A 15,006-nucleotide genomic window follows, 5' to 3' on the forward strand; every position below is an offset into this window, starting at 1 on the left:
CGTTGTCGTAGCAGTTGCCTTTTCTCGACATGCTTTGGAAGATGTGGTGTCCTTCTAACATGCCCTGATATGCGGTCATTTGGTAGCCGCAACCGCGGTCGGAGCGGAAGGTACGGCGATAGGTGCGGGCATAGGTTTGTTTGAAAGCTTCTCCGAAGCTTTTTGAGACAATAGCGCCGTTAGGTTGACTCTTATCGTCTTCGCCCCACTTTTTTCTGCCAGTATATGAAGGTGGATTTGGGAAAGTTGATGGCGGCAAGAATCTTTCTTAGTTGGAATTGCTCTCGGAGTTTGGCGACAATCCTCGCCTTTTGTTCATTGCTTCTTCCCTCTCCAAACTCCTTAGCTGTTCCCAGAACATCTTTTGAATGGTGAGCTTTTCATTTTCCGCTTCTAATTCTTTGATGTGATTTTCCAATACCTCCCACATGGGTACATCAAGGGGTTCGCTTTTCTTTGACGTCTGTGGTGTTTGATGGCGATCGTTTTTCTTTGTCACAGGTCTCCCTCACTTATGTGATTGCAGCCCCTCAATGCCCTCCTCTCGGTACTGTCTGCACCAGTTAGCGATCTTGGTTGGATTCGCCAAACCAAGTTCGAGGGCCAATTGCCGGTAGCTGCATTCGCTCGTTTCGTAGCGTGTAATGGCATCTAACTTAAGTACTCACGTTTATTTCTAGAACGCATTAACCCTTTATCACCAAAATGTCTGTAATTATTAACCCAGCGTCTGATCAGTGATTCATTGATTTGATATTTATCCTCTAAAACGAGATAGATTGACTTCCCGGACAAGTATTCCTCGACGAATTTCTTCTTAAATTCATAATTGTATTTTGCCATTAAAAGACCCCAAAGGTTGGATTTCTTGGTCCAACTTTTGAGGGTCAGTGCAGCTTCTTATTTTATTTTATTAATGTTGTACACGATTTGGGCAATTTCCGCTCTCGAAAGTTGTTTTTTCCCTTGGAAGGTTCCATCGTCCATGCCGTTAAGGATTTTGGATTTGGAAAGTTCCTGTACGGCTTCTTTTGCCCATTTAGGAATTTTATTTCCATCTTTATATTGTTTCGCTTCGCCTTCGAAGTTTATTTTTTTCATTTGTTTGTAACGGTAAAGTATGGTCGCCATTTCTTCTCTCGAAATGGTTTTGTTCGGCGCAAAATTGGCCGCATCCATTCCGTAAACAAGGCCCGCATTTTTTGCCCAGTTCACGTATTTACCGTAGTATGCGTTCATATCAATGTCTTGAAAACTTATATTGGCGGTAAATTCATTTACTTTTTCAAATCTACCTAAAATGGCAATAAATTCGGCACGCGTCATGGCTTTGTTCGGTTCAAAGCGATTGCCTTTTACAATATCGTCGAAGAGTCTGCTCTCCAGGCTGTAATTGATAGCTTCTTTTGCCCAGTGATTTTGAATATCCGCGTAGGTCTTCGCTTGATTTCCACTGTTTTCCGTTTTTGCTGTATGGGGTTTTGATGGGGTTGTTTTTTGGAAAGTAAAGTTGAACCATTTCCCTCTTGGAGCCGGTTTTTCTTTTTCCTTCGGCTCTACCGACGGTTTCGGTTTCGAAGGACTTGGAACTGTCGGTTTAGAAGGACTCGGTTGTGCCGGATTACTCGGACTTGGAGCCGGTTTAGAGGGCTTGGGTGCCAATGGATTGTTCGGCGCGGGGGACGGCTCCGATGGGCTCGGTTCCTTCGGATCCTTCGGCGCGGGAGCCTGCTCTTGTTCTTTCTTTACTTCCTCCATTACCCGTTTTACGTCTTGGATCGCCCCATTCATAGCATCGAGAGATTGCCCTTTAAGTGCTTCTTCGGCCGCTTTTAAAGTATCCTCAACTTTTTGCTTCAATTTTGAATCTTGGGAGAGCTTAATAGCTTTTGCTTCCTCAACAAGTTTCCCCAACTCTTTTTTAGCCACTTCCAACGTTTGGGCCTTATTCTTTTCAGCTAAATTTTCGTCATTTTTACGAATGGCTTGCTGTTTAATGTCGTTAATTTCATTCGCACTGGTTGCCTTCTTAATGCTCTCTTCAAATTTCGCCATCTCATCCTGCTTCAAGTGAGCAAGCTTATTCACAGCGGCGATCGCTTCTTTGCGAGCAGCTTCAAGTTGCGCTTTTGCCATGGCTTTTTCTTGATCGAGCTTTTTGTATTTTTCTACAATAGGTTCGATCTCGCCGAGTGCTTTTGTCGCCATAATTTCTTGTATAGCTGCGTCAATTTCACTCTCGCTTAAATTTTCCAATTTCGTAAGCTTTTCATTGGCTGCGGCTTTGGCCTTGCTCAAATTAACCTGAACTGCACCGTCAAATGCTTCTTTTACGAGTTCGAGAGTGCCGGCTTCTTGAATTTCTTTCGTAAACCGCTGTTTATCATTGGAACTTAATAAAGTAAGAGTCTCCAACTTGCCTATATACTCTTTCTTGGCAGCGTCGAGATCTTTCTTCTTCATAGTATCTTCACTTAACGTTGTGTACTTGTTGACGATCTCGTCAATTTTCATCTTGTCGGGCGCAGATTTTAACTCATTCTCAGCTTGAGTGAAATGCTCGTTCGTTAAGCCCGGTAGCGCTTTAATCTTTTCGAGCGCTACTTTTCTCTGCTCTTCGAGTGCCTTCGCCGCTTCTTCAGCTTCTTGAGCCTTGGCTTTGTTGTTCGCTATATTCTTATCTTGAGCCCTTTGGTAAATACTTACTATTTGATTTCCCGTAGCCGCTTGCTCTATCTCACTTTCGTAGCCTTTTCTTTCTTCTTCCGTAAGGTCTTTTAGGTCTTTAAGCTTCTTCTTGTAATCTTCTTTTAAAGTTCCTAAATTTTTCTTAACGCCATTTTCTGTATTAAGGTTTCGATATTTCTGAGAAATAGCGACAATGCTTTGTACATCATTGGCAGCATTCAATTCCTGTTCAGCATCACGCTGTTCTTGATCCGAAAGATTTTCTAATGCCTTAATTTGTTCCAGCGTGCTCTTACGGAATTGCTCAAACTGAGCCTTTTTCGCCTCTTGGTTCTTAGCTTCCGCTTCTTGTAGGAAAGTTTCCACTTCGGGAATCGTCGGGGCATCCTGAATCTTTTTGATGATCTCCGTCTTATAAGCTTCATACGTTCCCGTTAAGAAAGTGTATTCTTCCTTAATCTTTTTGATTGCGGCATCTTTCTTCCCTTGAAGTTCAGCGTTCTTTGCATTTTCCGCTTGTTTATCCTCAGCTTTTGCCTTCTCTACAATACCGGCAATATCTTTTTCCGATTTCGCGCCTGTAACTTGAGCTTGATAAGTCGTCTTTTTCTTTTTATCGAGATATTGTAAAGCTTCGATAGTTTTGATGGCTTCTTGCCGTTTAGAACTCAAGCTATCTCTAAGTTGCTGTAATATAATTGAGTCCAATGCTTGCACAGCTTGGTCTACTTCTTGCTGTGTTCTATCTTCTTTCTGAAGTTTGCCCTTAATGGTGAAAATAGGTTCTTTAAAGCTTTCTTTTTTATCCTCGGGATAGCTATTAAGTTCCGCCATAAGTTCATTCGCCTTTTTCATATCCACTTTATAGGTCATGGTTACAGGTTTAGAGGAATTAAAGTTCTCTCCTTCTTGAGAAAATTCGAACGTCGTATTGTTCGGCGTATCTTTCGGGATGGCGTAAGTGACACCGCCCATAACTGCTTTAAGTTCTTGGGGCATTGACGCCTTGTTGAGGGTAAAGGTCTTTGTTTCGTTTCCTTTGACCACCTTCAGCTTCGGCAAATGGTTTTGGATCGGCGTGGGATCGAGGTTCGGATTGTCGGGCAGAGAAATCGTGTAGCTTGCCGACTCGTCCTTATTGGCTCTTTCCTTAAATTCCACATTCGGCGCGTCATAAGTATCTTTAAGAACCATTTTCTTGCTAATGGTTTTGCCCTTGTTCGCTTCTTGATGGACGACGACGAATTCATCGCCAACACTTGCACCATACGTTTCCCTCAATTTCTCCATAGGAAAATCATAGGAAATCGCATTGGGCTTATTTTCTTTGGCTAAATCAAAGATCTTCCATTGATTATCCTTCTTCGTACGGAGAAACATTTTGATTGAGCCCGTCATCTTGGACGACATCATGATTTTATCTTTCGTCTGTTCCACAATGGGGGTTAAGCTTTTCTCCCCTTTAACCGTAACATTGCCAACCTTCGTTTCTTGAGCGCCTCTTACAACATAAAGCTCGACGACATCGCCGGCACTAAATTCTCTAAAGGGAATCAGCGGTCGTCCGCCCGGACCCATTATTTGCTCAGTAGTATAATCATCTTTAATGTCCCCTTCTTTTACAGAGTCCACTAAAATCTTTTTATACGTTTCGCTGCCGGTAATAAGCTTCATTTGTAGTCTGTCGCCAATGGCAAGTTTATTCTCATCTTTTAATTTTTGCGTGTTGATGTGCAATGTCGTATCGCCGATAGCAGGTAACTTGCGGAAATACGATACGTTTTCTTGGGCCTGCGTTTCTACATTTCCTTTTTCAATGGCTCCACTTTGATCCGCAGCATAGGCTAAAGTATTAGACAATGATACGGATGCAGTCGCAAGGCTTAACGCCAAAGCGAGCGTTCGATTGACTTTGTAATGTTTTATCATAGGTCCTCCTATTATTTTTTTTATATTTTAACGGATACAATATTCCCCTGTCATCCAACTGCGGATTCTTAAAACTTTCCACCTCTCTTCATAAAATGAACACATTGATTCTGTTCTGAAATAGATTCTCAAATAAAAAATCGCAAAATGGAAAATCTTTTTTTACAAATTGTGTATTTTTGTTTATGCTATCGTGTATGTTTTACGTTGTTTCGTGTGTATTCTATTGGATATAACGGTTTATAACATTTACTTTATAGTTTTAGATATTAGTTCCCAATTTATTTTTATTTTTTCCTCAATTGGCTCTCACTGAAATTTCACCCTATTCAAACGACGGCCTCTCGATTTGCTGAAGACACCCTTCCTAATTTTGGGCATTATAAAACCACGGGATCGTTCCCGTGGTTTGGCTCTCTTATAACACTTTATTTAAGAATGATTGTGTTCTTTCTTCTTTCGGATGATTGAATACTTCGTCGGGGGTTCCCTCTTCCACGAGCAGACCTTCGTCGAGGAAGAGAATGCGATCGCCCACTTCTCGTGCGAAACCCATTTCGTGGGTAACGACCACCATGGTCATGCCGTCTTTGGCAAGTTGTTGCATAACATCCAACACTTCGCCAACCATTTCAGGGTCGAGGGCCGATGTGGGCTCATCGAAGAGCATAACCGAGGGATTCATGGCGAGGGCACGCACGATGGCGATACGTTGCTTTTGGCCGCCGGAAAGTTGATTGGGATAGGCGTCCCGCTTATCGGCAAGGCCGACACGTTCCAAAAGCTTCATCGCTTTTTCTTCCGCTTGGCTTTTGTCTTCTCCTTTTACGAGAACGGGTGCCATGGTGATATTTTCCAAAACGGTTTTGTGGGGAAAGAGATTAAAGGATTGGAATACCATGCCCATATCTTCCCGCACTTTTTCAATATTCGTATCTTTGTTATTGACGTCCACGCCTTCAAAAATGATTTCGCCGCCGTCCGCTTCTTCCAAACGATTCAAACAACGTAAAAAGGTAGATTTCCCTGATCCGGAGGGACCGATCACCACAACGACTTCTCCGTCTCCGATTTCTGTGGAAATACCTTTTAGTACGTGGTTGTCGCCGAAACTTTTTGTAAGATTATGAATGCGAATCACTGTTTGCTAACCTCTTTTCAAATAGACCGATGACCTTGGAAAGGCCCGTTACGAGAATCAAGTAAATAAGTGCCGCCGTAATGTAAGGCATAAAGGGCTTCAAGCTGCTTCCTTGTGCGGTTTTAGCCTGATACATCAAATCGCCGATGCCGACGAAAGCGACGATGGCCGATTCTTTAATTAATGTAACGAACTCGTTGCATAGCGCCGGAAGTACGGTTTTAATGGCTTGGGGCAAAATAATGTAGCGCATAATTTGTCCCTTTTTCATACCTAAAGATGCCGCCGCTTCTCCCTGACCCTTATCCACCGCATTGATCCCCCCGCGAATAATCTCCGATACATAGGCGGAAGAGTTCATACATACGGCGATTAAGCTTAGAACAAATGGATTTTTCAACGATGCATATTGATCGGGGATCACGGATGCAAATCCGTAATAAGCTATTAGGACTTGTACGAGTAAAGGCGTGCCGCGGAAAATTTGTACATAAAGTTTAGCAATGGCTTGCAGCGGTTTTAATTTGGATCGGCGCAGGAGCACGATTAAAATGCCCAAGATAAAACCGAAAAGTACGCCTAAGAAGGATAGCTTTAATGTAACGAGAGTTCCGTCGACATATGACGAACCGTATTTGTTCAAAAAGGCCATCCAGGATTTCATTAAGTTCATTATTCCTCCTCGATAGAAAAAACTGTTTCACGAGGAAACAGTTTCTTCTCTATCATTCGAACAGTTTACATACTATTTATTATTCGCCTACCGATTCGTCGGCAATTTTTTCGTATTCGCCGATCCATTCTTTAATCTTGCCTTCGTCGATAAGTTTTTTAAGGACTTGGTTGACATAGGCGGTTAAGGCATCGTTGCCTTTTTTCATCGTAACGCATACGCCCGGTTCTGCCGGTACGCCGGGATCGATGGCGACGAGTTCGGGGAATTGTTTATCGTATTGTGCACCGGAGCTCTTGGAAATAACGAGGGCATCGGCCGTTTTATTCTTAACTTCCATTGCCAAATTGTTTAATTTGGAAAGGCTCTTTAATTCCACATCTTTCGGGAAGTTTTCGCGAACAGTAGATTCTTGAACAGAACCTGTTTGCGCACCGACAACTTTGCCGGCGAAGTCTTCCACTTTTTTGTACTTGTCGGCGTCTTCTTTGCGGACGAGCACGACTTGTTCATTTTCAAAATAAGGAATGGAGAAATTAACCGCTTCTTCACGTTCTGGCGTAGCCGACATACCGGCAATACCGATGTCCGCTTGACCGGAGGCGATGCTCGGAATAATGCCGTCGAAGTCTAAGTCTTTAACTTCCAATTCAACGCCCATTTCTTGGGCGATGGCTTTGGCGATTTCCACGTCGAAGCCGACGATTTCATCTTTTCCGTCTTTCATTAAGTGCCATTCGTAAGGAGGATAGTCGGCGCTGGTCGCCATAACCAATTTACCTTTTTCCTTAATTTCTTTAACGGCGGCGTCCATATCTTCTTGGCTTACTTGAGCCGCTTCTTTTTTCTCCGAATTGTTTGCTACATTTTCACCATTTTTGGCACCGGATCCGCAACCGACCAATGCAAATGCCATGACCATGGCCAATAATGTGAGTAAACTTGTTTTTTTCATCATGATCTCCCTTCAATCTCGAATACATTGTCTTTCTCTAGGATTGCTTATGTCTCATGGAGCCGGATGTATTTGCACTATTTGCCAGATACTTGCATTCAATCCGACGGCTCTCGAAAAATTTTGCTGTATTCAAGATTAAGACCTCCTTCTGTGTTTTTCTTTTTTGAAATTATACTATAGCACGCTAAAATCTACAAGAAAATCGGCGGGAAAACGAGAAACGGTGTTTCTCGCTATACCTTTAACATTTTCTTCAAATATTCTCCCGTATAACTTCCCTTTACTTTCGCCACTTCTTCAGGTCTTCCCGTGGCGACGACAGTGCCGCCGCCGTCGCCTCCGTCGGGTCCCAAGTCGATAATGTGATCTGCCACTTTAATGACATCCAAATTGTGCTCGATGACGACGACGGTATTTTCCCGATCGGCCAATTCCTGGAGCACGTGAATGAGCTTGCGAATATCTTCCGTGTGCAGACCCGTTGTGGGCTCATCTAAAATATAGAGCGTATTGCCCGTTCCCCGTTTGGAAAGTTCGGTGGCGAGTTTAATGCGTTGAGCTTCCCCGCCGGAAAGCTGTGTGGAGGGTTGACCGAGCTTAATATAGCCGAGTCCCACGTGTTGGAGAGTGGTAATTTTCCGTAAAATCCGCGGATGGTTTTCGAAGAATTCCGCCGCCTGATCCACCGTCATATCCAAAACATCTGAAATGTTTTTGCCTTTGAATTTCACCTGCAGGGTTTCCCGATTGTAGCGCTTGCCGTCGCAAACTTCGCAGGGCACGTAGACGTCGGGGAGAAAGTGCATTTCCACTTTTAAAATGCCGTCGCCTTTACAAGCTTCGCAGCGGCCGCCCTTTACATTAAAGGAGAATCTACCCTTTTCGTAGCCCCTGATTTTCGCTTCGTTGGTTTGCGCGAACACGTCGCGAATTAAATCGAAGGTGCCGGTATAGGTTGCCGGATTGGATCTTGGCGTTCTGCCGATGGGGCTTTGATCGATGGAGACGATTTTATCGACATACTCCAAGCCTTCGATGGATTTATATTTTCCCGGACGCACTTTGTTGCGATTTACTTTTTGCTCCACGGCTTTTTTGAGAATTTCGTTGACGAGGGAACTCTTTCCCGATCCCGATACGCCGGTAACGCAAATAAATTGATGGAGCGGAAATTCCACGTCCACATTTTTCAGATTGTTTTGCGCCGCGCCTTTAATCACGAGAGTTTCGTCGGTGTAGGGGCGACGCGCTTCGGGGATTTCAATTTTCTTTTTCCCCGAAAGGTATTGCCCCGTAATGGACGCTTCGTTTTTAATGATTTCGTCGTAAGGCCCTTGGGCGACAATGTGTCCCCCGTGAACACCGGCGCCCGGCCCGATGTCTAAGATTTCGTCGGCTTCGCGCATGGTTTCCTCATCGTGTTCTACGACGATAAGGGTGTTGCCGATCTCCGTTAAATTGCGGAGAGATTTTAACAACATGGCGTTGTCTTTTTGATGCAAACCGATGGAGGGCTCGTCCAGAACATAGGTGACACCGACGAGGGCGCTGCCGATTTGCGTAGCCAGTCGAATGCGCTGTGCTTCGCCGCCTGAGAGGGTACCCGCCATTCGCGCTAATGTTAAATAACCGAGGCCCACTTGAATTAAAAAGGATAGCCGCTCGTGGATTTCTTTTAAAATTTGACGGGCGATGTTTTGTTCCATTTCGCTAAGTTCCAACCCGTCGAAAAAGTCGATGGCATCGACTACGGCAAGTTGTGTGGATTCGTAAATGTTTTTTCCCCCCAGTTTAAAGACGAGGGATTCCATTTTTAACCGGGCTCCGTGACATTCGGGGCAGGGAATGTCCGCCATAAACGGTTCGATACGTTCCATGGTGCGATCGCTGCCACTTTCAGTGTAACGACGGTTCAGATTTTCCAAAATCCCCTCGAAATGACCATTGTATTCTTTCGCTCCGCTAAAATGGGAATGAAAGGTAAATTTTAGAGGCTTTTTGGTGCCGTTCATCAACTCGTCGATCATTTCTTTAGGCGCATTTTTTATGGGTTCTTTCGTGGAAAAATGGTGGCGCGCCGCAATTTGGTTGATAATTTCCTTATAATAAGTTCCGTCGGAGGTGCCGTAGCAGGAAATGGCGCCCTCGTCGATGGAAAGCTCTTTATTGGGGATGATGAGAGAGGGATCTGCCCGTCTACTGCTTCCCAAGCCTTTACACGTAGGGCACGCGCCCATGGGCGTGTTAAAGGAGAAAGAACGTGGCGTTGCAGGTTCAATGGATATATCGTGTTCGGGGCAGGCATAACTTGTGGAGTAAAGTTTGTATTCCCCGTCCAATGTATCTACGATCACCGTAGAGCCCGAAATTTCCAGCGCCGTTTCGATGCTGTCCGTTAAACGGGTTTCGATCCCTTCGCGAATAATGATTCGGTCCACGACAATTAAAATATCGTGAACTTTGTTCTTATCCAGCTCAATGTCCTCGTCGGCGTGGCGCATTTCCCCGTCGATGATCATGCGCAAGTAGCCTTCTTTGCGAATATTCTCCAGGAGCTTTTTATGCTGCCCTTTTCGTTGACGCACGACCGGGGCCAAAAGCTGGAATCGGGTGCCCTCTTCCATTTCCAGTATCTTGTCCACGATTTGATCTTCCGCATAAGCTTCGATTTGACGTCCGCATACAGGGCAATAAGGCTTTGCCACTCGAGCGTAAAGTAAACGGATGTAGTCGTAAACTTCCGTTACCGTCCCCACTGTGGAGCGGGGATTTTTCGACGTGGTCTTTTGATCGATGGCGATGGCCGGGCTCATTCCCTCGATATAGTCCACATCAGGCTTGTCCATCTGTCCTAAAAATTGACGGGCGTAAGAGGAAAGACTTTCCACATAGCGCCGCTGACCTTCGGCGTAAATGGTGTCGAAAGCGAGGGAGCTTTTCCCCGATCCCGAAAGACCGGTGATGACGGTCATTTTATTTCTCGGAATGTACACGTCTAAATTTTTCAAATTATGTTGACGTGCTCCGTGAATATGAATGGCGTGTTCTAATGTATGATTCATCCGGTTCCTTTCTAGTCTTTAATTTTATATTGCTCTTTTAATTCCGCAATTTGATCGCGAATATTGGCGGCGCGCTCGAAATCCAGTTTTTCCGCCGCCTTGAACATTTCCGTTTCCAAATTTTGCAACATGGCGACGATGTCGTCGATGGAAAATTCTTCTCCAAACTCCGTTTCTTCTTCGGCGGCCATGGTATTTTCGATGACGTCGCGAATGCCTTTGGTAATGGATTTCGGTGTAATGCCGTGTTCTTTATTGTAGGCCATTTGAATTTTCCGGCGTCGCTCGGTTTCGTCGATGGTACGTTGCATGGAGCCGGTAATGGTGTCGGCATACATGATGACGTAGCCCTCGGCATTTCGCGCGGCGCGGCCGGCCGTTTGAATGAGGGAGGTTTCCGAACGCAAGAAGCCCTCTTTATCCGCATCTAAAATTGCCACGAGTCCTACTTCGGGAATATCCAGCCCTTCCCGCAGAAGGTTGATCCCTACGAGTACGTCGTATTTCCCCAAGCGAAGATCGCGAATAATTTCCATCCGCTCGATGGTCTGTACGTCGGAATGAAGATAGGCCACTTTATAGCCGATTTCTTTAAAGTATTTCGTCAAATCTTCCGCCATCCGTTTGGTCAGTGTCGTCACCAAGGTGCGCATGCCTTTTTCTTTAACGCCGTTAATTTGTTCCGTCAAGTGGTCGATTTGATTTTTCGTCGGCACCACGGTAATCTTCGGATCAACGAGTCCTGTGGGGCGAATAATTTGCTCTACGCGCTGCTCTTCATGTTCTTCTTCGTAAGGCCCGGGGGTCGCCGATACATAAACCACTTGATTTTGCATACTTTCAAATTCCTCAAAACGAAGAGGGCGATTATCCAGTGCCGAAGGTAGACGAAAACCGTAATCAACAAGGGTTTGCTTGCGCGCCCTATCCCCGTTAAACATGCCGCGAATTTGAGGCACGGTAGCGTGGGATTCGTCGATGATCGTCATAAAATCATCGGGGAAATAGTCGATTAAAGTATAAGGTCTGCTTCCCCTGGGCCTTCCGCTCAAGGGCTGAGTGTAGTTTTCGATGCCGGAGCAAAAGCCCATTTCTTCCAGCATTTCCACATCGTAATTAGTGCGCTGCTCGAGACGCTGAGCTTCCAATAATTTTTCCTGATCGCGCAACGTAAAGAGCCGCTCTTCCAATTCTTTCCGAATGGCTTTTACCCCGCGCTCCACCTTTTCAGGTTGGGTCGCAAAGTGAGAGGCCGGAAAAATGGAAACGTGATTTCTGTAGCTTTCCACTCGCCCCGTCACGGCGTCTACTTCCGCAATTTGATCGATTTCGTCGCCGAAAAATTCCACACGTATGGTTTTTTCCGAATTTCCTGCGGGAAAAATCTCCAGAACATCGCCTCGTACGCGAAAAGTGCCGCGGGAAAAATCGATGTCGTTTCGCACATATTGAATGTCCACGAGCTTGCTCATGAGCTCGTTTCGATCCCATACCATGCCGGGTCGCAAACTGACCACGAGGTTTTTATAGTCGATGGGGTCGCCCAAACCGTAAATACAACTAACGGACGCCACGATGATCACGTCTCGCCGCTCGAAGAGAGCCATCGTAGCGGAGTGGCGAAGCTTGTCGATTTCATCGTTAATGCTGGCATCTTTGGCGATAAACGTATCTGTTCCGGGAACGTAAGCTTCCGGTTGATAGTAATCGTAGTAGGACACGAAATATTCCACGGCGTTTTCCGGGAAAAATTCGCGAAACTCCGATGCCAATTGGTAGGCCAACGTCTTATTATGGGCGATGACCAACGTCGGCTTCTGCACTTTTTCGATTAAATTGGCCATGGTAAAAGTTTTGCCACTTCCGGTTACGCCGAGAAGGGTTTGATGGTGCATACCCGATCGGATTCCCTCGGCCAGTGCGTCGATGGCCTTTGGCTGATCCCCGGTAGGTTTATAATCCGAATGTATTTTAAAATCCATACTGCCTCCTGCACGAAAAGAGCGATCTTAACGACCGCTCTTTTCTATGACTTCAACTGCTTTTTTCAGTTGTGTATCCTGATGTTGATATTCCAAGCCGATGCCCTTGATGTTTTTAGGCAACTCGACCGGAATAGTAGGTTCGATCCCTTTCTCATGAATACTTACCCCTGCCGGCGTAAAATATTCACTGGTCGTAAGCTTTATACCGCCGCCGTCCGGCAAGGGCACGAGAGTTTGTACGACGCCTTTTCCGTACGATTTTTCTCCGATCAAGTCGCCCCGCTTATTGTCTTTTATGGCGCCTGCGACAATTTCCGATGCGGAGGCGCTGCCTCTGTTAATTAAAACTACCACAGGTTTCGTCCATTCTTTTTCGTCGGATGTGTAATGGAATACTTCTTTTCCCTTATTGTCCTTTGCGCTCACGATGTCGGCTTTCGGAAGGAGCATATCGCTTACGCCCACTGCCGCTTCTAAAATACCGCCGGGATTGCCGCGAAGATCTAAGATCAAGCCTTTTTTATTTTTGGCCGCTTTTAAGGCCTTGGCGAAATCTTTTACCGTGTCGTCTTCAAATTGAGTCAGTCCGATATAGGCGATGTCGCCGATAGAGCCCGTCACCACAGATTCTACGTGAATTTCGTCGCGAACAACTTCCACATCTTTTACTTCGCCGCCGTCTTTTTTCATAATGCCTAAGGTTACCTTCGTACCCTTATCGCCTTTAATATGTTTTACCGCCTCTTCCATTTCATCGGCGGTGTACTCTTCTCCGTCCACGGAGACGATTTTATCTCCCGATTCGATGCCCGCTTTTTCAGCAGGGCTTCCCTTAATCGGCGCAATCACCGTGATAAGTTTCGAATCGGCAACGGCGCCGATTTGAACGCCGATGCCGAAAAATTCGCCGGTAGTGGATTCTACAAAACGCTTGTATTCATCGGGGGTAAAGTATTGGCTGTAAGGATCGTTTAACGCCTCCACCGTACCCTTTCGACGGCCGATTACAAAGTCCTCCTCCGTAATGTCTTTGGAGCGGAGATAATTTTTCTTCAGGAAATACTCCAGCATTTTCGTAGCCGCCGCCTCTTTGGCATCTCCCGTAACGTATTGAACGGCGAGCACCGCCGAAGCCACATTGGTAATGATTAAAAGGGCTAAAACCAGGGCGATTTGTTTTTTCTTCATTTTGTCTCCTATGGAAATAAGGAATCTTCGGCGTGAAGATTCCTTATGATGTCATGCTTATGTTTATAAATAGTTAAGAGGATTTTGTACCGATCCGTTGACGCGCACTTCGAAGTGAAGGTGAGGCCCGGTACTCATGCCGGTACTTCCGATATAACCAATGGTTTGGCCGCCGCTTACGCTTTGGCCTACGCTTACGGCACGGCCGGAAAGGTGACCGTAAACTGTCACTTTCGATCCGTGGTCTACCATAATGCAGTTGCCGTATCCTCCCATAAAGCGAGAGGCGATGACGGTACCGGATGCAGCCGCCACCACAGGCGTTCCGTTGGCCCCGCTAATGTCGATGCCGGTGTGGAATTTTTTATAGCCTAAAATCGGGTGAATACGATAGCCGAAAGGCGATGTAATGCGATGATGACCGGGTACCGGCCAATATAGTTCACCTTTTTTAGCTTCAGGTGTGGCCTTGGCGCTGCTTGTCATTATATCGTCTGCGCGATAAGAAGATACGCTCGACGATTTTCTGCTGACGGATGTGCGAGGGGATGCCTTATCCCTTTGCATTTGCGCTTGGCGTGCCGCTTCTCGTTGGCGAGCGATGCGCGCCGCTTCCGCTTGTTTCGCTTTTTGAATGGAAAGCTCCAGATTTTGGATTTGCGATTCGATCACGCCGGATTCTCTGAGCATTTCATCATATTGCGCCTCGTATGCGCTGATATTGCTCATGAGGGAATTCATGTACGCAGTCTTCTTGGCGTTTGCCGCCTCGAGATTGGCCCGTTGTTGACGTACTTGCGCTTGCTTGGCCGCCAATGCTTTTTCCTGTTGATCTAATTGGGCTTTTTTCGTCTCAATTTCGTTTACTTTTTGCGCAATTTCTTCAACTAAATCTCTATCACTTTTGGCGATGGAACGAATCATGCGCATATTGCCGATAAGGGATTCCGCATCGGCCGAATCGAGGAGAATATCCAGATACCCTCTGTCGTTGGCGATGTACATGGCGCGAAGTCGTTTGGCGTAGAAATCCTTCTTTTCCGCCAATTCTTCTCTTGCCGCTTCAAGTTCCGCCTTTGTCTTTTGGATTTCCACTTGCAACCGTTGCATTTCACCATTTAATTGATCCAATGTCACGTTCACGGCGGTGATTTTTTCATCTAAAGCACGAATTTCCGCTTCCACACCGGCCGCTTGGTTGCGCGCCGAGGAAATTTTCGATTGAGTTCCACTCATTTTCGAATGCACGGCGTTGCGGCGTTCTACCGCTTTCGCCTTTTCCGCCTGTAAATTCGTCGCCAACACCGGCTGTGAACTTAGCATTAGAATCGCCAATGCTGCCGATAGCTGCTTTTTGTGGTTCATCTAAAACCTACCTCCTA

At 45.8% G+C, this 15,006-nt stretch carries 11 protein-coding genes and 1 pseudogene; all 12 read right to left on the minus strand.

Annotated features, from left to right (window positions below; all coding sequences use genetic code 11):
* Positions 1-259 (minus strand): annotated as a pseudogene (locus HMPREF1863_RS09480) (hypothetical protein); the annotation flags it as partial.
* Positions 260-268: 9 nt separating this feature from the next.
* Entirely contained in the window at positions 269-499 is a 231-nt protein-coding gene (locus HMPREF1863_RS09125; RefSeq protein ID WP_068368490.1) for a hypothetical protein, read from the minus strand.
* Positions 500-508: 9 nt separating this feature from the next.
* Positions 509-646, minus strand: coding sequence for a helix-turn-helix domain-containing protein (locus HMPREF1863_RS09485; protein WP_157065097.1), 138 nt, complete (start codon positions 644-646; stop codon positions 509-511).
* A 5-nt stretch (positions 647-651) separates the two neighbouring features.
* Positions 652-843, minus strand: coding sequence for a helix-turn-helix domain-containing protein (locus HMPREF1863_RS09490; protein ID WP_068368494.1), 192 nt, complete (start codon positions 841-843; stop codon positions 652-654).
* A 57-nt stretch (positions 844-900) separates the two neighbouring features.
* Positions 901-4,617 (minus strand): S-layer homology domain-containing protein, encoded by a 3,717-nt coding sequence (locus HMPREF1863_RS05870; protein WP_068368498.1) that lies wholly within the window; start codon positions 4,615-4,617, stop codon positions 901-903.
* A 418-nt stretch (positions 4,618-5,035) separates the two neighbouring features.
* The gene (locus HMPREF1863_RS05875; protein ID WP_068368501.1) at positions 5,036-5,758 is read right to left on the minus strand and encodes an amino acid ABC transporter ATP-binding protein; all 723 of its coding nucleotides are present in this window, start codon (positions 5,756-5,758) and stop codon (positions 5,036-5,038) included.
* A complete protein-coding gene (locus HMPREF1863_RS05880) occupies positions 5,742-6,431 on the minus strand; it encodes an amino acid ABC transporter permease (RefSeq protein WP_068368503.1) in 690 nt (229 codons plus the stop codon). Before HMPREF1863_RS05880 ends, HMPREF1863_RS05875 begins: the two co-directional genes overlap by 17 nt.
* A gap of 79 nt (positions 6,432-6,510) precedes the next feature.
* Positions 6,511-7,389: a transporter substrate-binding domain-containing protein gene (locus tag HMPREF1863_RS05885; protein ID WP_083508538.1), complete on the minus strand. Its 879-nt coding sequence runs from the start codon at positions 7,387-7,389 to the stop codon at positions 6,511-6,513.
* A 233-nt stretch (positions 7,390-7,622) separates the two neighbouring features.
* Entirely contained in the window at positions 7,623-10,451 is a 2,829-nt protein-coding gene (uvrA, locus tag HMPREF1863_RS05890; RefSeq protein ID WP_068368509.1) for an excinuclease ABC subunit UvrA, read from the minus strand.
* 11 nt (positions 10,452-10,462) lie between these two features.
* Entirely contained in the window at positions 10,463-12,433 is a 1,971-nt protein-coding gene (gene uvrB / locus HMPREF1863_RS05895) for an excinuclease ABC subunit UvrB (RefSeq protein WP_068368511.1), read from the minus strand.
* 27 nt (positions 12,434-12,460) lie between these two features.
* Positions 12,461-13,624, minus strand: coding sequence for a S41 family peptidase (locus tag HMPREF1863_RS05900; RefSeq protein WP_068368514.1), 1,164 nt, complete (start codon positions 13,622-13,624; stop codon positions 12,461-12,463).
* Positions 13,625-13,687: 63 nt separating this feature from the next.
* A complete protein-coding gene (locus HMPREF1863_RS05905; RefSeq protein WP_068368517.1) occupies positions 13,688-14,989 on the minus strand; it encodes a murein hydrolase activator EnvC family protein in 1,302 nt (433 codons plus the stop codon).
* Positions 14,990-15,006: the final 17 nt, after the last annotated feature.

The sequence above is a fragment of the Aedoeadaptatus coxii genome, assembly GCF_001553115.1.
GTDB lineage: Bacteria > Bacillota > Clostridia > Tissierellales > Peptoniphilaceae > Aedoeadaptatus > Aedoeadaptatus coxii.